This window comes from Mariniradius sediminis (genome assembly GCF_021491425.1).
In the GTDB taxonomy this organism is placed as follows: Bacteria; Bacteroidota; Bacteroidia; order Cytophagales; family Cyclobacteriaceae; genus Mariniradius; species Mariniradius saccharolyticus.
The window spans coordinates 246398-265605 of record NZ_JAKEVZ010000002.1 but is presented as its reverse complement, the minus strand read 5'-3'; the positions used below and the strand labels follow the sequence as shown (position 1 = coordinate 265605).

Annotated in this window: 18 protein-coding genes; 6 read left to right on the top strand and 12 right to left on the bottom strand. The window is 47.1% G+C overall.

Annotated elements, in window-relative coordinates; translation table 11 throughout:
- Positions 1–18: 18 nt before the first annotated feature.
- Complete coding sequence (locus L0U89_RS03825) at positions 19–1671, top strand: Na/Pi cotransporter family protein (RefSeq protein ID WP_234860314.1); 1653 nt, start codon at positions 19–21, stop codon at positions 1669–1671.
- A gap of 98 nt (positions 1672–1769) precedes the next feature.
- On the opposite strand, the gene L0U89_RS03820 is transcribed toward L0U89_RS03825, so the two are convergent.
- Positions 1770–2597 (bottom strand): universal stress protein, encoded by an 828-nt coding sequence (locus L0U89_RS03820; RefSeq protein ID WP_234860313.1) that lies wholly within the window; start codon positions 2595–2597, stop codon positions 1770–1772.
- Positions 2598–2741: 144 nt separating this feature from the next.
- On the opposite strand from L0U89_RS03820, the gene L0U89_RS03815 reads away from it, so the two are divergent.
- Complete coding sequence (locus L0U89_RS03815) at positions 2742–3506, top strand: SDR family NAD(P)-dependent oxidoreductase (RefSeq protein ID WP_234860312.1); 765 nt, start codon at positions 2742–2744, stop codon at positions 3504–3506.
- A gap of 114 nt (positions 3507–3620) precedes the next feature.
- Positions 3621–4274, top strand: a complete 654-nt coding sequence (locus L0U89_RS03810) for a Crp/Fnr family transcriptional regulator (protein ID WP_008629291.1) — start codon at positions 3621–3623, stop codon at positions 4272–4274.
- Positions 4275–4359: 85 nt separating this feature from the next.
- On the opposite strand, the gene L0U89_RS03805 is transcribed toward L0U89_RS03810, so the two are convergent.
- The 6 genes from L0U89_RS03805 to L0U89_RS03780 form a co-directional block, all read right to left on the bottom strand.
- Positions 4360–4977 (bottom strand): carbonic anhydrase, encoded by a 618-nt coding sequence (locus tag L0U89_RS03805; RefSeq protein ID WP_234860311.1) that lies wholly within the window; start codon positions 4975–4977, stop codon positions 4360–4362.
- Complete coding sequence (locus L0U89_RS03800; protein ID WP_008629288.1) at positions 4977–6728, bottom strand: SulP family inorganic anion transporter; 1752 nt, start codon at positions 6726–6728, stop codon at positions 4977–4979. The genes L0U89_RS03805 and L0U89_RS03800 overlap by 1 nt, the downstream gene beginning before the upstream one ends.
- 231 nt (positions 6729–6959) lie before the next feature.
- Positions 6960–9941, bottom strand: coding sequence for a TonB-dependent receptor (locus tag L0U89_RS03795; RefSeq protein ID WP_234860309.1), 2982 nt, complete (start codon positions 9939–9941; stop codon positions 6960–6962).
- A 287-nt stretch (positions 9942–10228) separates the two neighbouring features.
- Positions 10229–10573: a gliding motility protein GldC gene (gene gldC, locus L0U89_RS03790; protein ID WP_234860308.1), complete on the bottom strand. Its 345-nt coding sequence runs from the start codon at positions 10571–10573 to the stop codon at positions 10229–10231.
- Positions 10574–10669: 96 nt separating this feature from the next.
- The gene (locus L0U89_RS03785) at positions 10670–10876 is read right to left on the bottom strand and encodes a helix-turn-helix domain-containing protein (protein WP_234860307.1); all 207 of its coding nucleotides are present in this window, start codon (positions 10874–10876) and stop codon (positions 10670–10672) included.
- Between the two features lie 3 nt (positions 10877–10879).
- Positions 10880–11428, bottom strand: coding sequence for a DUF2975 domain-containing protein (locus L0U89_RS03780; protein WP_234860306.1), 549 nt, complete (start codon positions 11426–11428; stop codon positions 10880–10882).
- A gap of 207 nt (positions 11429–11635) precedes the next feature.
- Here L0U89_RS03780 and L0U89_RS03775 point away from each other — a divergent pair, with 207 nt between their 5' ends.
- Entirely contained in the window at positions 11636–12691 is a 1056-nt protein-coding gene (locus tag L0U89_RS03775) for a PA0069 family radical SAM protein (RefSeq protein ID WP_234860305.1), read from the top strand.
- Between the two features lie 524 nt (positions 12692–13215).
- Here L0U89_RS03775 and L0U89_RS03770 read toward each other — a convergent pair.
- From L0U89_RS03770 to L0U89_RS03760, 3 genes are read right to left on the bottom strand one after another with little or no spacing between them, the layout of a single operon-like run.
- The gene (locus tag L0U89_RS03770; protein WP_234860304.1) at positions 13216–13698 is read right to left on the bottom strand and encodes a hypothetical protein; all 483 of its coding nucleotides are present in this window, start codon (positions 13696–13698) and stop codon (positions 13216–13218) included.
- Between the two features lie 43 nt (positions 13699–13741).
- Positions 13742–14503, bottom strand: a complete 762-nt coding sequence (locus L0U89_RS03765; RefSeq protein WP_234860303.1) for a hypothetical protein — start codon at positions 14501–14503, stop codon at positions 13742–13744.
- Positions 14437–15135: a TVP38/TMEM64 family protein gene (locus tag L0U89_RS03760; protein ID WP_234860302.1), complete on the bottom strand. Its 699-nt coding sequence runs from the start codon at positions 15133–15135 to the stop codon at positions 14437–14439. The genes L0U89_RS03765 and L0U89_RS03760 overlap by 67 nt, the downstream gene beginning before the upstream one ends.
- Before the next feature lie 71 nt (positions 15136–15206).
- Here L0U89_RS03760 and L0U89_RS03755 point away from each other — a divergent pair, with 71 nt between their 5' ends.
- The gene (locus L0U89_RS03755; protein ID WP_234860301.1) at positions 15207–16352 is read left to right on the top strand and encodes a cystathionine gamma-synthase; all 1146 of its coding nucleotides are present in this window, start codon (positions 15207–15209) and stop codon (positions 16350–16352) included.
- Positions 16353–16470: 118 nt separating this feature from the next.
- Complete coding sequence (locus tag L0U89_RS03750; protein ID WP_234860300.1) at positions 16471–17193, top strand: SDR family oxidoreductase; 723 nt, start codon at positions 16471–16473, stop codon at positions 17191–17193.
- Between the two features lie 140 nt (positions 17194–17333).
- Here L0U89_RS03750 and L0U89_RS03745 read toward each other — a convergent pair whose 3' ends face one another.
- The gene (locus L0U89_RS03745) at positions 17334–18305 is read right to left on the bottom strand and encodes an NAD-dependent epimerase/dehydratase family protein (protein ID WP_234860299.1); all 972 of its coding nucleotides are present in this window, start codon (positions 18303–18305) and stop codon (positions 17334–17336) included.
- A 7-nt stretch (positions 18306–18312) separates the two neighbouring features.
- Entirely contained in the window at positions 18313–19083 is a 771-nt protein-coding gene (locus L0U89_RS03740; RefSeq protein WP_234860298.1) for an SDR family NAD(P)-dependent oxidoreductase, read from the bottom strand.
- Positions 19084–19208 lie beyond the last annotated feature (125 nt).

Genomic DNA, 19208 nt, shown 5'->3' with positions numbered 1-19208 from the left:
TAAGGCTGTACTACTATCATGGATCAGGGGAGTTTTGATTTCTGGAAATTTCTGGCAGGTATCGGCTTGTTCCTCTGGGGCATGCATCAGCTGGAGAATGCCATCCGGGAAATGGCCGGAAAGGCCTTTAGGACTTGGATGCAGCGCTTTACCAACAATACGCTCAGCGCCATTTTGGTCGGTGCCGTCGTGACAGCGGTCCTGCAGAGTAGTTCTTTAGTGACGCTGATGGTCTTGGCATTTTTGGGGGCGGGGGTACTTAGTTTGCGAAATGCCATCGGTGTCGTATTGGGTGCCAATTTGGGCACAACCGTCACGGCTTGGATCGTGGCGACCTTGGGATTCAAGATGAGTGTGGAGGCCATTTCAACCCCGTTTTTGGGGATAGGAATTTTATTGTACCTGTTTTTTGAGTCCCGGGTCAAGTTACGGAACCTTGGCTTATTGCTGCTGGGGTTTGGGTTGATGTTTTTGGGCCTGGACTTTATGAAGACCTCCATCGAGCAGATAGCTTACCAACTGGATCTACAAAAAATCGCAACTTTTGGAAATTTGGCCTTCCTATTGGTGGGGATTGTGGTGACGGCTTTGATCCAATCGAGTTCGGCCATGGTGGTGATCATTCTGAGCGCAATGAGTGCGGGAATGATTGGGCTGCATCAGGGGGCCGTGCTGATCATCGGGGCCAATATCGGCACTACGGTCACGGTTGGTATAGGTTCCTTGGGAGGCACTGCCGACAAGAAAAGATTGGCGCTTGCCCATTTTGTTTTCAATGTCCTGACTGGGCTCTTGGTGTTTTTATTTGTGGATGAGTTGGTGGATTTTACCATGGGCACATTTTCGATCCAGGACCCACTGATTGAGTTGGTTTTTTTCAATACCCTATTCAATTTGCTGGGTATTTTGGTTTTCTTCCCATTTGTGCCGCAGTATGAAAATTGGCTCAAGAAGTGGTTTGTCAAGTCCGAACCAAAGGGCTTGACCCAATTTATCAAGAATGTAAGCCCCAAATTGCCTGATGTTGCGCTCAAGGCTTTGGAAAAGGAAATCCAACTGGTGTTTGACAGGACGCTCAACTTTATCATCAATGTATGGGACGGGGGGGATGCTTCGGAAGATGGGATGTCGATCTGGAGGAAAATCCTGTACAAACCCGTTGACTTGATGGATGAGTATAGCCAAATCAAGTCCCTAGAGGATGAAATTACCAAATACCAGATCGCCTTGCAGGAGGAGACCCTCAGTGAAGAGGATTCCACGAAGCTAACCTCATTGCTGCTGGCGCTACGGACGCTGGTCTATTCGGCAAAGGATATCAAGGACGTGATGCACAATGTCCGGGACATGGAGGACGAAGAGGACCGTGCGGTCATTGCGGTGCATCGGAAGTTGCGGGATTACACCATGGAATTTTTGGACGTTTTGGAGGATTATATGAAGCTGGAAAAGGTCCCGGATAAGGCCCCGGATTGGATAGGGGAAAATGCCAAGCAATATAAGGTTTGGATGGCGGACCTGTACCAGGAACTGAAAGTCCAACCGATCGAATTTCCGATTTCTACCCTCAACAATGTCATCAAGCAGGTGGTCTCGAGTTTGGATAACCTATGCAGCGCAGTCATACACTGGAAACACCTGAAAAAGGACGTGATTGATATCGGTAGATAAATTTCCCTTTCAGGCTAATCAAAATCGAGGACAGAAGAAAGCCTCCAGGTATGGTCCTGGAGGCTGTGTAAATTGGGTTTACATTGATTGAAAAAAGCCTAGTCGATTTTCACACTCAAGACTGGGAGGTCGGTTTTGAACAGTACCGTATCCGTCACGCCTACTTGGTAGTAAGCCGAGCCTTTGCGGTTGCCTGATGCAATGGCTATGAAGCCCATTTTTCTGGATTTTGCAAATTCCACGATGCCGTTTTCGGTTTCGGGATAGTTGAACACATGGTGGTGTATCACGAGGTCTTCATTGCCTTTGGCGTAGGCATGCATGGTAGATTCCGCAGTGATGCTATCCACAAAATTGGATGGCGTATTGACCATCAGGAAATGCACCGATGATTTGAAATTTTTCAGAATCTGCTTGATTTTGGCAAAAGCGGGTTTTGAGCTTTCGTTGAACAGGGAGGCGAATACGACTTTCCTCAGGTCGTTGCCACTCATGACCTGTTTGACGGCCAATACGGGGCAGTTTGCGTTTCTGAGGATAAACTGCAGGTTTGAGCCCAAGACCTTGCCTTCTTGGTAGTCTTTTCCGTAGGCACCGATGACGAGAAGGTCAGCTTTCGTGCTGTCGGCGGCATCGAGTATCACTTGCCTGGGAACGCCAATTTCGACCTCAGCTTCCACCGTCACGGCATGCATTCTGTGCCCTGCAAGGAATTCTTTCATTTTTTCCTTCGCCTCTGTTTCCAAATCGAGTATGTCTTGGTGGTGGGCTTTTTGTTCCTTGGATAGGAATTTCCAGTCCAGCAAGGTGCTTACAACATTGATGCAGGTGACTTTACTTTTGGTTTTTTCGGCAAGCTTGAGTGCCGTCAAAAAAGCATTTTCCGAAAACGAAGAGAAGTCAATGGGGACAATGATCCGTTTCATGGCTATCGGGGTTTTGATTTACGAAAGTGAATTTCTGTATTTCTTTTTCCTTTTAACATGATGAAAATCATCTACTTCTATGATTGTTTTCTTTCCAAAAAATTGGTGGTTGGGGTAAATTCGGTCATCAATAAATCTTGAGCCATGACACTGAAAGGGAAGTATGCGATCATCACCGGCGGGGCCGGGGGGATTGGAAAAGCAACCGCAAAAAGGTTTTTGGAAGAGCAGGCTGAGGGGATTCTGCTGGTGGATTTGAATGCCGAGGGGCTGCAGCAGGCGAAAAAGGACTTGGGCTCCGATAAAGTCCATGTTTATCCCGCTGATGTGAGCAAGACCGAGGAGGTGAAGGCTTATTGTGATAAGGCTAAGGAGCTTTTTGGCAGAATGGATATCGTCTTTCTGAATGCGGGATATGAAGGCGTGGTGAAGCCGTTGACCGAGTATCCCGAAGAGATTTACGACAAAGTATTGGCGATCAATACCAAGGGTGTATGGCTTGGTTTGAAGTATTCATTTCCTTATCTCCAGCAGTCGGGAGGCGGTTCGGTGATTATCACCTCTTCTGTCGCAGGACTTCAGGGCACCGCCCAAATGATTGCCTACACGACTAGTAAGCATGCAGTCATCGGAACGATGCGCGTGGCTGCCTTGGAAGGGGCACCGTTCAACATCCGGGTCAATAGCATCCATCCTTCCCCTGTGGATAACCGCATGATGCGTTCTTTGGAAGAAGGTTTTGCACCGGGTGCCGGCGCCGAAGTCAAAAAGGGATTTGAAAAGATGATCCCCTTGGGCAGGTATGCCGTCAATGAGGATATCGCCAACTTGGCCACCTTTCTGGCCTCGGATCAAAGCAGTTTCATCACTGGATCGACATATGTGATCGACGGTGGTTTTGGTACATAGATTAATAGGGTTACTGATTTGGAAAAAGGCAGGCTCAGCGGGCTTGCCTTTTTTTTTTGTGAGCATTGTCACTAAATTGACCTCCGGCTCAAGATATTTTTGGCAACTATGGCAATGGATATAGAAGAACTCAAACAAAAACTCCCCAACATCACAGACCCTGGACTTTTGCAGGCATTGTTGAACCACGGTAAAATCATGGATCTACAGCCCGGGAAAGTCATCACCGAACCTGGGCAATTTGTCAAAATGGTGCCGATCGTATTGGAAGGCTCCATCAAAATCCTTCGGATGGATGAAGACGGAAAAGAGCTTTTCCTGTATTTTCTAGAGCCCGGTGAGACTTGTGCCATGTCTTTGACCTGCTGTACGGCCTCCCGTCCTTCCGAAATAAAAGCGGTTACCGAGGAACGCACCCAACTCCTCGCCGTGCCGATCGAAAAGCATGAAGAGTGGTCCGACCAGTACAAGCAATGGAAGGATTTTGTTGCGATAACCTATCAGACCCGATTCCATGAAATGCTCGTGGCTTTGGATGCCGTAGCGTTCAAAAGAATGGACGAAAGGCTGATGCGCTTTATCGTCACAAAGATGAAGCAGCACAAAACCAACGAGCTCCATACCACCCATCAGGAGATTGCGAATGAACTCGGTACCTCAAGGGAAGTCATCTCAAGATTGCTCAAACAACTGGAGAAGAAGAAATGGATCGAGTTGGGTAGAAACGTCATTTATGTGCGTGACGATTTTGAGGAGTTGATTTCCTGAGGTCTTTCGATTTCAAGCATATCGAAAAAAAATGCCCGGGCATTTGGTGTCCGGGCTGGGGAATATGATCACGGTATTGATTTCACTAAGCTATACTTGGGGTAATGTTGTATTTTTTCTTCAGGTCGTGGACGAGTCCGGTGGAGAAGTCAAATACCCAAGCGTGTAGCCGGATTTTGTTTCCATTGGCCAGGGCATTTTTGTACACAGAAGTTTGCTTGATGTTGGCGATCTGTTCCAAAACATTGAGTTCTACGAGTTTGTTGAGCCGCTCATCGGTATCCGCGATCGCGTCGAGTTCGGACTGATGGTGGCGGATGACATCCTTGATATTGGCCAGCCAATTGTCGATAAGGCCATTGTTGTTGTTTTCGTAAGCCGCGCGGATGCCGCCACAGCCGTAGTGGCCATAGACGATGATATCCTTGACGTCGAGACTCTCCACGGCATACTGCATCACTGATAGGAAATTGAGGTCCGTGTGGGAGACCACATTGGCAATATTCCGGTGAATGAAAAGCTCGCCCAAATTCGTCCCGAGGACCATAGAAGGGGAGACGCGGCTGTCCGAGCAGCCCAGCAATAGCGCACTGGGTTGTTGTCCCGATGTCAGTTGGTCAAAGTAGGTTTTGTCTTTGGCGAGGACATCAGCCACCCAATGGCGGTTGTTTTCCAAATATTCGTTGATATCTGTGCGGCACATTACTTTGGATTGGTTTGGGTGGCATAGGTTGAATATTTTCCCAAGGCGTCTTCGTCGATGACATGGTCATAGGCTGATAGGGCCGAAATGTCGTCGATGAATATATGGTCAGGTCCGACGAATTCCAGCAAAGACCAACGGCTGAGTACGTCTCGGACTGGTCCCTTGATGCTGGTCATGCTGACGTCGATTCCCGTTTTTCGCCAGTAAGTGATCCATTCGTTGAGTTCATGGGCACCGGTACTGTCTATGTTGGTGACGCTCTCCATGTTGAAGACCAGCATTTTGGTCTTGCCGTTTTTCTCCTCCAACCAATGGTCGATGCGGTCTTTGATGAATTCCACGTTGGCAAAGTAAATGGGGCCGTCGATCCTGACCATGAGCAGGTCTTCGCGGATTTCCAGGTTTTTGAATCTGCTGACGTTCCGGAAGATATTGGTGCCCGGAACCCTGCCCAATTGGGCGATATGCGGCCTTGAGGCTTTGTAGATTACCACCAAAAGTGATAGTACCATACCGGAAATGATTCCCGTTTCGATTCCCAGTGTGAGGGTAATCAAGAAGGTGGCTATCAACATTCCGAAATCGGCTTTATCCTTGTGCCAAAGATGTACGGGTTCCTTGAAATCAATCAAACCCGACACGGCCACGAGCACCACCGCTGCCAAGATCGCACTTGGTAGATTGTAGAACAACCCGGTGAAGAAAAGTAAGGTCAACACGATCAAAAGTGCACTGATGATCGAAGCCAAGGTGGTACGTGCCCCTGCATTGTCGTTGACGGCAGTCCGAGAAAATCCTCCCGTGACAGGGTATCCTCCAAAGTGGGCAGCCCCAAAGTTGGCAACGCCCAAGCCGATGAGCTCCTGATTGGGATCAAGTCGGTAGTTTTTATGTTTGGCTTGGATGGTTTTTGCGACAGCAAAGCTTTCGGCAAATCCGACCAGTGAAATGGTCAATGCTATTGGTATCAATGTCTTCCAACTTTCCAAATCGAATGAGGGGGAGGTCAACGATGGGAGGCCTCCGGGTACGTCACCGACGATTTTTACCCCTTGTTCCGTGAGGTTAAAACCCGTTACAAGGGCGATTCCTACAATCACAGCAGCGAGCGGCGCTGGGAAGCTTTTATGGATTTTCTTGCCGTATTTGATGATGATGATCCCGATCACCCCAATACCAAACGTGATCCAATGGATGTCCCCGATGTTTTGAAAAATGGCCAGAATCATTTCCTGCACGTGTTCTGAGTTAGGCAGGTTGATGCGCAGCAGGTGCTTCACCTGGCTCAATCCGATGATGATCGCAGCCGCTGAGGTGAAGCCATTGATGACCGGGTGGGAGAGGAAGTTCACGACGAAACCCAATCTGAATAGGCCCATCCCAAATTGAATCAATCCTACCAGAAAGGCCAATGTGAGTGCGTAGAGCAGGTATTGCTCGGGCGATGCAGGATTTAGGCTGGCGATTCCTGCTGCGGTCAGCAAGGATACCATCGCCACCGGCCCGACGGCCAATTGTCTGGAGGTTCCGAAAATGGCATACAGCAACAAGGGCACAGTCACCGCATACAGGCCGTGGATGGGTTCGAGGCCTGCGAGCATGGCATAGGCCATGCCTTGGGGAATCAGCATAATGCCAACTGTCAGCCCGGCCGATATGTCACCTTGAAGATCTGACTTCTTGTAGTTGGGAAGCCATTCCGTGATGGGGAGATATGCTTTTAGCTTTTTTGTCAAAGCGGTATTCATTGGTTAAGATCAATTAAGTTACAAAAATCCCGGCACTTACCTTTAAGCAGCGGAATTGCTGACAAAATTCAGGAAAAATGCGCTCAGGCATTGTGACGAATGTTACCCAATATCCTTCCTACTTTTCAACCCAATAACCCAATAACTTTCCATCCTTTCAACCTTCCAACATACAAAACAAAAAAAGCCACCCCTAACGGAGCGGCTTTTTTGGCATAATTGGTGAAAAGGTTAATTCATGAATTGATCAAAAGTGATCGAAACAAAATACATGGTTCCGACGGTTGGGTTACCCCAAGCCTGACGGTAGCCGCTGTTAAAGAGGTTGTTGCCACCCACTTTGATGATGGATTTGATGGAGCGGACTTTGTAGGAAACCTGTGCATCGAAGATGTTGAATGCAGGCATCACGGAAAGTCCCGCGGTAGACACAGCTGGGCCTACGAAGGAAGACTGCCATACAAACTCATCCTGCCATCTCCAAGACACGCCGAAGCCGAAGTTTCTGGTCAACTGCCTATTGGCAAAGTTGAGGACGGTTCTGTATTCAGGCGTGTTGAAGGAAGGTTGGAATCCGTCGAGTTCGTCGATGTTGTCGAGTTTGTTGAATGAAACGTTACCGCCGATGGTATAGCCTTTTGGCAACTGGTAGTCCAGACCCAATGCCCAACCGTAGGATTTGATAATTTCAGGCCTGTTGACTGGCATGGAGAAAATGTTTCTAGGACCCACAAGTAGGTTGATTCCTGCTGCTGAAGCCGGATTCTGTGGATTCGGGGCACCATCTTGAATCAATACCTGACCGCCGATGAAGTTCTCGAACCTATTGTAGTAGTAGTAACCATCGATCAAGAGTTTGTTGTTGGCAATCAAGGACTTGTAGCCAATTTCATAAGACCTTACGATTTCAGGTTTGAATTCTGTTGGTTGGAAAGGTGTTTTCAAATTTTGGCTTTCTTCAGCTGCGGTCAAAGGCACAAGTTGGTTCATCGCGGCTTGTATGGCTGTCGGGTTATTTGGAATGACACCGGCTTGAATCAAAGGAAGTACCCTTTCATTAAAGACTTTCTGCTGGAATGCTGGGTCTGCACTTTTTCTTGTGACTTCAGCACCAAATGCCTGAACGGTGGCCAAGCTGTAAACGGGATTGCTTCCGAAGTTATACCTATCCCTGAACAAAGGCAATCCACCTATCAACCTTGCCTGTGGTGTTACCAAATCAATGAATTGGTCTTGGGTGGTTGGGATACGGAAGCCGGTCTGGTAAGATGCACGGAAGTTATGCTGTCCTGCGGTGTACACCGCCGATACCCTTGGAGACCACTGTCCAGCAAAGTTCTCGTTCTTGTCATAACGTACCGAGCCAGTCAATTTCAAATTATCATTCAACAAGCGTTTGGATGCCTGCGCGTACCCACCGTATTCTCTGATACTGAATTCATTGCCATCATCATCCAAGGCGAAAAGTGTACCTTCTGAATTCAAAGAGTAAATTCTATAGTTGGCACCGACGACCACATCTGCCCAAGTGAAATCCTTGAAAGTGTAGGAACCTTCGAAATGGTACAGGTTGGTTTTGTCCACAAACTTGGACCCGATTTGTCGTGGTGGAGTTTGGAATTGACCTGGAATGGGTCTTCCTGTAGTTGCTGCCAAAGCTTGTTGGAATTCAGGCGTACCCGGAACCAATCGGCCTGTGTCGGCTACGCCCCTTGCAATGCCGTGGGCCTGTGCGTCCTGTGCGCCTTGAAGTTTGGCTTGGACGAAGGCACCGACGTATTGACCATACCATTGCTCACTCGGTTTCCAAGTCTCGTTGATCGCATTGGCGGCGATACCGACAGCAAAGGCATCCCCGGAACGCTCTTGGGTAGTGTAGGCTCTCAGGAACCAATTTGCGCCTCTCAATTCGGCCTTGTATTGTCCCATCCTGAAGTTGGCAATAGAATAGCGGTCTGCACCTGTGTAGACTGTCGTTCCAAAGCCTTGGTTTGCCTGGAGAATGGCTTCAGTCTTATCGGTGATCCTCCAGTGCAGGGCAGCATTCAGTTTGAGTGATTTGGTACCATAGTCTGCCAAATCACGCTCGTTGTATCCTGTTCTTGAAACAAAGGTATTTTGAGGAAGCAGACCCAAGGCTGCAGCTGGAATCAAACCTGCATTTACCAAACCCCTTCCTACTGCTTGCATATCTTGGGAAGATTCGTCACCATAGACGTTTACACCGTTGAAGCCGGGATTATTGGTTCTGGTTCCTCCTTCGATTGTTGAGCCGTTTAGGAGAGATTGGTCTCTGAAGTCGTTTGCCTGCCAGTCATCTGCGCGGAGGTAGTTGACGTTGACTTTCAAGGCTACACGGTCGCTGAATGCGGTCGCATATCTGGCGGCAAAGTCATAGAAACCGGTGGTTGGATTTGGGATTCTTGATCCTTCGTCCATGATACCCGTCTTGATTTGCGCTGAGAAGCCTTGGTATTGGAATGGGTTCTTGCTGTTCATCAACAGGATACCGTTGATGGCGTTGGGACCGTAGAGGGCGGAAGCAGCACCGGGAAGTAGTTCCAAACTCTCGAGATCGAGTTCTGAAATACCGACGATGTTACCAACGGAGAAGTTCAAGCCGGGGGCTTGGTTGTCCATACCGTCAATCATTTGGACCGTCCGGACGTTGCCGTTTGCATTGAAGCCCCTTGTGTTGAATGATTTGAAAGTGAGCGATTGTGTGCTCATTTCCACACCCTTCAGGTTGATCAAGCCGTCATAGAAGCTGGCTTGTGGAGCCTCTCGGATGGAGATGATGTCCATTTTTTCCACGGTCACGGGTGATTGGAGGACTGATTCCTCCACGCGGGAAGCCGACACCACGATTTCCTGACCCAGGATGGATGTCTCAGTCAAGGACACTTTGAGCCCACTCACATTTTCTTCGGTGATTTCGACTTCCTTGCTGGAAAATCCCACCATCGAAAAGATCAATGTCATCGGAGGTGCTTGGTTGACGCGCAGGGTGAAGTTACCGTTGAGGTCGGTGATCGTACCTACTACTTTGCCTTTCACCACAATGTTGACACCAACAAGGGTTTCTTTTGTCCTCTCCTCGGTTACGGTTCCCGACACAGTTGTCGTTTGGGCGTACACCGCGGTGGTACTGAGGGAAACTACGACGAGCATGATCGTAATCACGCGCCATACATTTTCAGTAAATTTTTGCATAAGGTATATTGGGTTAATTGTTAGAAATAAGCTTTTTGCACAATTTCAATTGTTGAATTGGGGGAAATTTAGATTAAAATACTAATTATCAATATCATTGGCAAAAAAATATTTTTATCAAAAAATCCGCCTAAATGTGCCCAAAACCGAAACCGACTCATTGTCAAGGGAAAATCTGCGGTTGTCCGGGCCGGAAAAAATGAAAAATGCCAAGTCTTGGTAAAATCCTATGGAGGGTAACCTTGTTTGGCAAAAAACACGAAACCCCGCCGAAGCGGGGTTGGGGCTTATTTCTGTGCGTTTTTGGTCTCTTCGTTGAGGTGTTTGACCATGCGGTCGCAAAGGTCCTTCATTTCCTCGGACATGTACTCGTCGCCCGTACTGTTGAGGATGGTCTGCGCCATGCCGCCGATGATATCGATATAGAATCGCTTCATCTCCACCACGGACATGTCATCGGTCCAAAGGTCAATCCTCAGCGTGCTTTGGTTGAGATTGTCCCAAACGTTGAGACTGATACTTTTGGAGCTTTCCAAGCCGTCCTCTTCTTTGTCGGAAGCGTCCCATTGTATGTTTTTTGGAAGATTTTTATCATCCAATTCGATTACAAACTTGATTTCTGATTTTTTCATTTCGACTGATTTGGCTTCAAAGATATCTCAAAACCCATTGCAGGGCTTAAAGATTCCCATGATTTTGGAGATTTTTCCAAAGACCGACAAGCCCACTCAATCCTCCTTGTATTCCAAAATATCCGCCGGCTGGCAATCCAAAGCCTTGCAGATGGATTCCAAGGTGCTGAATCGGATTGCCTTGGCTTTGCCCGTCTTCAGGATCGAGAGATTGGAAAGTGTTATGTCCACCTTCTCGGACAGCTCGTTCAGCGACATTTTTCGCTTGGCCATCATGACGTCCAGATTTACGATGATCGACATGGCTCAGATGGTTAGTTCGTTTTCAGATTGGATTTCCAAGCCTCTTTTGAAGACTTTGGAGATGGCATAGATGATGATGCCCATCAAGATGTATTCGAACGCACCGCCGGTGAAGCTTCCCAAATCAGGAAGTTCAAATCCACGTTTTGCAAGCCATTTGATGTAGGCACCGTTGAAGATGATCACGACCGCAATCTGGATCGAGATTTGACTGATCTGGGAGATCAGTTCGGAAACCTGCTCACTGAACGGGTGCATCAGGTTGATTTTGAGAAATATCCTGATCATCAGGAAAAACATGTAAGCCTTCAGTGCATTTGTGTACACGATGATCGACAGTACGCCTGAGTAGTGCCATTTGTCCTGCGCCATCAGTGCAGAGAGGTCAAGGCCTTGGTAGAGGTTATGCGCCGCGATTGGCCTAAAGAGACTGTAGACAAAATTGAATAAGATGGCTCCTGTCTCAATACAAAGACCGATAAATACCGACCAAATCACGACCGTGATCAACATAAGTCCGGGTTGTGTTTCCCATTTTTTCTTCCATTCCATAGTGATATGTTTTTTGATTGCTCAAATATCAACAAGTATTTATTGAAAAACAATAAATATTTATCAAAAAAAGTTAAACATGATCAAATGAAGTCTGATGCTGGAAACAGATTGTGAAGACAATTGTCTGATTTGAAGGTTTTTGGGTTTTGGAATTTGATGCTGATGCAGTAGTATAGAAAAATCGGTTTTGACACGATTTCAGACATGGAAGAGGGATATTTTAAGGGAAGGGGTTCACAAATACAGACGGGCAACCGGTTTTTGGAAAACCGGGTCGTGGCGGAACATGTGGAGGGTCTGGATGAACCGCTGATCGTGTCGCCCAAAACCGAGGTACGCATCGAGCATCCCAAGACCGTCGTCAATCCGGTAAAAAGCCCCGATATCGGGCTGAGTTTTTCACTCAATCCCTACCAAGGCTGCGAGCATGGCTGCATCTACTGCTACGCGCGGAATAGCCACGAATACTATGGCTACACGGCTGGGCTGGATTTTGAGACCAAGCTGATGGCCAAGCCCACTGCACCACAATTGTTGGAAAAGCAGTTGCTGAGCCCGAGTTGGCGGCCCGCGCCGATTTCTCTATCGGGAAACACCGACTGCTATCAGCCTTTGGAAAAGGAGATGGGCATCACCCGGGGACTCCTTAAGGTCTTTTGGAAGTACCGTCATCCTGTGGGAATGATCACCAAAAACAGCCTGATCCTCCGGGATTTGGATATTTTGCAGGATTTGGCCAGGGAGAACTTGGTCCATGTCTACATCTCGGTCACGACTTTGGATGAAAACCTCCGCAGGAAAATGGAACCCCGCACTGCCAGTGCAGACAAACGCCTCAAAACCATAGAAGCCCTTTCGCAAGCAGGGATACCTGTCGCTGTGATGAATGCGCCCATTATTCCCGGGCTCAACCACCACGAAATCCCCGCTGTGCTAAAGGCTGCCGCCGACCATGGTGCCTTGACTGCCGGCATGACCGTGGTAAGGCTGAACGGCAGCATCCGTGAGATTTTTGAGGATTGGCTGCGAAAAAACTTTCCGGACCGTTTCCAAAAGGTGATGAACCAGATATCCGAGCTGCATGGTGGGGATGTCAAGGATTCCCAATTTGGCAGGAGGATGAAAGGGGAGGGAGTCTTGGCGGATATGATCCAGCAACTTTTCAGGCATGCGAGAAAGACTCATTTCGCCGAGCGCGGGATGCCTCCATTTGACCTGACGAAGTTTCGGAAAGGGGGGAATTATGGTTTGGGGATTTGATGATGCTCCATTTGCGGGGAATTTTCCCGGTAGCGTAAAGCGTGAATAATCGCGAAAGTTTCAAATATGATTGAAACTTTGTTCGATTTAAGGGAGAGTTTCAGCTATGATTGAAACTTTTATCCAAAATTGTGATTTCTTCAATTATGATTTTAATTCCGATCGCTTTTTAGAAAGTGAATAATTAGAGATCCGAAACCTTACATTCTAAAATAATTTGTCTTAAAATTAAATACCACAATGATCAAATTCCACTTGTGCCCCACGTCCCTTTAGGGACATAGTGTAGGTAGCATAAATCGGTGCTTGCTAGATTTTTGTGCCTTTAGGTACAAAATATATTCCGTACCTAAAGGCACGAAAACCCGATACAATCGATCCCTTCCTACCCATATTTTGTCCCTAAAGGGACTCCAAAGCCAAACTGGGCAAACCTTGATTTTCCATGTTACCAATCACCCATATTTCTAAATGAATACACCAAGTCCCGCCTCCTTTTCAAATTTTACAAAGTAGGAAAAAAGTCATCCTCCATTTGCGAGTAAATGGTATTCCTTGGTTTCCCTGTTGATCCAAAACCTCCAATAGCAATCACCACCATCGTCTACTTCATGAATCAGATTTTTCCAATCAAATGGTACCGATTCAAATTCACCAGAACACGACTCTCTAAGGTCTTCATGAAAACGACAGGAGCCGATAATCCAACACTGTTTATTCCCGGTTGTATCCACATAAGCGATGTATTGCCGAAAGTAGTTTGGGAGATTTTTGGGGGTAAGTATAATGGTGTAGTCATTTTGATTTTTCCTCACGGCCTTTTTCAGTGATTTTTCAAGTCCTTTTAAATCACGAAACCTTAACTCTATGTGCTTTTCAAAATCTGGATACAGTTGTTTGCTCTCATCAACAGAAGGCTGAATCTGGGTGACCCGCGATAAATGAATCTCAGGAGTGCAAGAAAACCCAATGACTATTAAAAAACACATATAGATCGTTTTATTCATATGTATCTCGGATAAAATCATTCAATACAGGTGATTTATCAAATCAGTACATCCACAAGTTGAAAGCGTCTTCCACCACATATCCATTTTCGGTCTTTTTTAAAATCGCGACATAGCCGATTCCGCCAATCGGTTTATGGCGGTGGGTTACATACACCAGGGACCAATTTTTAGAATAAACAACATTCGAAAACTCCATGAAACCTAAACCTTCAGGATAAATCTTGTAAAAGGTATTCCAAGCAGCATCGATTTTGTTGGCATCATTTGAATTGAATAAAATTTCGATTTTATCCTTCTTGATGACAGACAAGCCGGGTAATGTATTGTACCCCTCCACGTCAAGTGATTCACCTCCATGAATGGATTTACATAGTTTAATAATTAAGGATAGCATCTCTTCCGTCTTCAGGAGTGATGGTTTTTTCATATTCTTACCTATTTGGTCTAAACGGTTGAGCGAAAGACATAGCCCATTTACCGCAAGTTCCCGGCTCTTGTTGGTCAATCCGTTTAACATCACGATAGAGTTTGGCAACTCCTCAGTTTCGGAGAATTTTTCAAGTCGGTTTTGTATCACAATTTGGATGATATCGGAATTCGGTCTTGATTGAGAAAATCCAAATAATGGGAGTAGAAGTAAAAGCAAAAGTGCCTTTTTCATTGGCAGTAAATCAGGTTGAATAATTATAAAAATAGGAGATTTTGCTGAACCAAGGAAAAAATGCTCCGCCAAATTTATTTCTTCACGACGACCCTCCAAATCCCCCATACACTGACCAGCAAAAGCCCCAAAAAGATCCATCCCTTTCCGGAAATGCCTTCTTGTTCGATGGCGGCGTAGAGGTCTTTGGCCAAGGTGCCGGACCAAAACACCAGCAAAGTCCTTGGCAGCATCCCCAGGCTTCCAAAAACAAGCAGCTTTCTCCAACCCGTGCCCAAGAGCGCAAAAAACAAGTTGGAAACGGCAAATGGCAAAATTGGGCTTAGTCTGCCGAAAAACACCAATTCGCCCATTTTTTCCTGCTTTTCCAGGAGCTGGTGGGCCTTTGGATACTTTGACAACAGGATATCCAAGCTGTTGCCGCCGAGTTTCCCGCCCCAAGCATAGCCAAGCAGTGCGGCCAAGTTGTAGGCTGCAAAGAGCCATCCAAACGCTTCCCAACCAAATAAAAACCCCGAAACCGCTGCAAAAAAGGTTGTCGGCAACAGCGCTAAGCCCATCGCTAAAATACCCACAAGCAGGTAGGCCAATTGGAAGCCAAAGGAATGAAATTCAAGTTGGTGAAGTGCCGTGGGGTTTTTGGCTACTACGGACAAGCTCAGCAGGGTACCGACTGAGGGCATCACCGCTACCCAAGCCAAGGCAACTGCCAGCATGGGATGCATTCGGAAGCTCGCTTGGAGTTCCTTGAAAAAGCCTGCCTTTTTTTCCATCTTTGGGCACCTGAAGCGCAAAGGAAACCAAAACTTCGGAATTAAACCCAAAGATATTGACTGACAGATTTATGAAATTCGGAACCAAAGCTATCCACGCCGGTGTCGAGCCGGACCCAAGTACCGGGGCCATCATGACGCCTATTTTCCAGACTTCCACCTACGTGCAAGCCTCTCCGGGCGTCCACAAGGGCTATGAATACGCAAGAACCCAAAACCCAACAAGGGATGCGCTGCAGAAGAACCTCGCTGCCCTCGAAAACGGCAAGTTTGGACTTTGCTTTTCTTCGGGACTTGGTGCCATTGACGCGGTTATCAAGTTGTTGAAGCCCGGCGATGAAGTCATCAGCACCAACGACCTCTACGGCGGCACTTACCGGATTTTCACCAAGGTTTTTGAAAAATACGGGATCAAATTCCATTTCATTCCCATGGAAAATCCGGCTTCCATGGCCGATTACATCAATGCCAACACGAAGCTGATTTGGGCAGAGACTCCGACAAACCCGATGATGAACATCGTGGACATCGCCGAGATTGCCAAGATCGCGAAGCAGCATGGGGTGCTTTTTGCGGTAGACAATACCTTTGCCACGCCATTTCTCCAAAATCCACTAGACCTGGGCGCAGACATCGTCATGCATTCCGTGACCAAATACCTCGGCGGACATTCGGATACGGTGATGGGCGCGTTGATTGTCAACGATGAAGCGCTAGCACAGCAACTGGCCTTTATCCAAAATGCCTGTGGTGCAGTGCCCGGTCCGCAGGATTGCTTTTTGGTGCTGCGGGGTATCAAGACCTTGCACTTGAGAATGGAGCGTCATTGCCAAAACGGCGCCTCGATTGCCCATTTTCTCCGCAACCATCCCAAGGTGGAAAAGGTCTATTGGCCGGGATTTGAAGACCACCCCAATCATGCCGTCGCCAAGAAGCAGATGCGTGGATTTGGCGGTATGATTTCCTTTGTCATCAAGGGCTACAAACTCGATGACGCGCTCAAAGTGATGGAAAACCTGCACTACTTCTCGTTGGCCGAGTCCCTTGGTGGCGTAGAGTCACTTTGTGGCCATCCGGCAACCATGACCCATGCGAGCATTCCCAAGTCAGAACGTGAAAAAGTGGGCTTGGTGGATTCCCTGATCCGTCTCAGTGTCGGCATTGAGGATGTGGATGATTTGAAGGAGGACCTGCGAAAGGCATTGGCTCTCATTTAGCGTAGAATAATCGCGATGACCGCCGCCATGGGATTTAGGTTCCATGGCGGTATTTTTTTATCCCCGGTGAACCTAGCCTTGGATGGAGAGGTTTAGTATTTGGAACCAAAAAACACCCATGAATATGAGACAAAATTTGGAAAACAAAACTGCACTGATCACTGGCGGCAGCAAGGGAATAGGCTTTGGCATTGCTGCGGCCTTGGTAACGGAAGGCATGTATGTGGCCATCACAGGTCGCTCCAAAAGAAGTGTGCAGGAAGCCGCGGAGCAGCTGAATAAAATCGGGAAGGGGAAGGCCATCGGAATTGAGGCAGATGTGCGCTCTTACGACTCCCAGGTGGCGGCTGTGGCAGCAGTGATGGAAAAATGGGGAAAGCTGGATCTTTTGGTTGCAAATGCGGGCGTAGGATTCTTTGCCCCGATAGACCAGTTGACCTTGGCCCAATGGCAGGAAACCATCGATACTAACTTGACGGGTGTGTTTTTCAGTCTGAAGGCGGGACTCGATGCGCTGAAGGAGTCCAAGGGCTTTTTCATCACAATTTCTTCCTTGGCGGGGACTAACTTCTTTGCCAACGGCTCGGCATACAATGCGAGCAAGTTTGGCGTGACGGGATTTACCCAGGCCGCGATGCTCGACCTGCGGCAGCATGGTATCCGGGCTACGACCATCATGCCAGGTTCGGTCGCGACGTATTTCAACAACCATCAACCCTCCGAGAAAGATGCCTGGAAGATCCAAATCGAAGATATCGGCCAAATCGTGGTTGACCTGATGCAGATGCATCCCCGTACGCTACCCAGCAAAATTGAAGTCAGACCGAGCAATCCTGCTTGATCGGGTTTTTCAGGCCAGCTTTTCCAAGGTTAAATTCTTTGGAATGGCTGGTTTGATTGATTTTCCAAGTTTTCACTGGATAATTATTTTTTCCCCAAACAACTGAAATGGGTGCGGTCAATTCCAGAAAGTATATGGGTTCAGGATTTTGGTCGATAAGATCCGAAAAATTCAACAGCATCCGCGATGGCTTTTTCTATGGGTTGATAATGCATCTTCAATTCCCTGATCGATTTTTGGTTTGAATAAAAATTGAATATGGTGAAGGCCCGGATGCCTGTACTACTCAATATTGTTTTGAAATTCAGACGTGTTAGCAGATCCGCTACAAAACCAAAAAATGAAAGAAGGATCTTGGGTATTTCTACCAGCACCGGATTTGTCCTGGTTAGATCGCAAAGCTTCTTGTAGAAATCCCGAAATGACAGGTTTTCGCCAGCGAGCAGGTATTTCTCACCGTTTTTTCCAAATCGCAAACATCGGACGAGCCCTCTCGCTACATCTTCGACATGTACAAAGTTTTTCCCGCCCGGAGGGTGGAAGATTATATTCTTGTCAAGGCCGTTGAGAATAATCCGACCAGATGTCGGTTTGAAATCGTAGGCACCAATCATAAAGGTTGGATTGGCGATGACTACTTCGATACGGTCACAAAATTGCATTAGGTATTCTTCTGCCTTCAATTTACTCATCGCATAAGAGCTTTTGTCATACGGCTGACGCATAGGACGGTCTTCACTACCTGGTCCATTATCGTCAGCATAGCCAATTGTGTTTGCAGTGCTGACAAATACAAATCTTTTCACGTTGTTTTCAAGCGCGGCATGCAAAACATTCATCGTGGTTTCGACATTCCCTTTGTGGTAATCAGCAAAAGATAAATTGGGTGTGGTAACACCGGCTACATGAATGACGTATGCGCAGTCTGCCAATAGGTTGTGCGGAAAGTCCATCCCGTCTCCCTCGACGAGCTGTATTCCCGGGTGCACAATACCCTTGTAGTTCTCTATTTTCCGGACCAGGGCTTTGATCTGATAACTTTCCTTGACCAATTCACGGACAAGGTTTATTCCCAAAAAGCCTCCCGCGCCAGTTACAAAGACCTTTTCCATACAAATGTCAGCTGAGTTCTTTTTTGGCGATTTTGGTCATCAACGGCGTCTCAATCCAAATTGGTAACACCTTGATCAGAAACCATGTTACCGGATTCAAAATGATTTCCGCCTTTCTCCTGAGCAGGTTATCGATGCATTTCTTGGCTACATATTCAGGTGTAAGGATGAGAAATTTTCCAAAATATCCTTTTTCCGTCCTTTTCATGATGTCGCCATTGGTGCTTATCGGTCCGGGTGTCACTACGCTTACAAAAACATTGGTCCCCTTCAGTTCTTCGTTGAGTCCTCTGGAGAATGAATAAATGAACGATTTGGATGCGGGATAGACTGTTTTGAAGCCGATGGGTAGGTAAGAGGCCAGGCTTGCAATGTTCAAAATATAGCCCTTTGGTTGCTTCAGTAGATTTGGCAAGAGCTGATGGGTTAGGACCGAGGTAGTTATGATATTCAGCTTCAGGATTCTGTTGATGTATTCGGCTGGGGCATCGATCATCTTTTTTGTCCCCCCGGTTCCGACGTTATTGATCAACATATACACGTTGTAGCGTTCGTTTGCCCAAGCCGAAAGATCGACGACATTTTCATATACTGACAAATCCGTTTCGTAGGGAATACTGTCGACCTTGTATTTTTTCTTCAGTTTCTCACAAAGTGCCCCCAATTCCTTGTTTGGGCTGCCGACCAGGATGGTATTGATTTTTCGTTTTGAAAGCTCGATCGCAAAGGCTTTTCCTAAGCCTTTTCTCGCTCCCGTGACCAGCGCATATTGGGTCATAGTCGTTTGTTTGGGTGAAGCATCGATGACAGTAGTAAATTACAATCTTTTTGTTGTTAAAAGACGCATCTAAAATATTTGACAGTGAATTTTCGGGACAATAGAGGCAATACCTCATTTGGAAG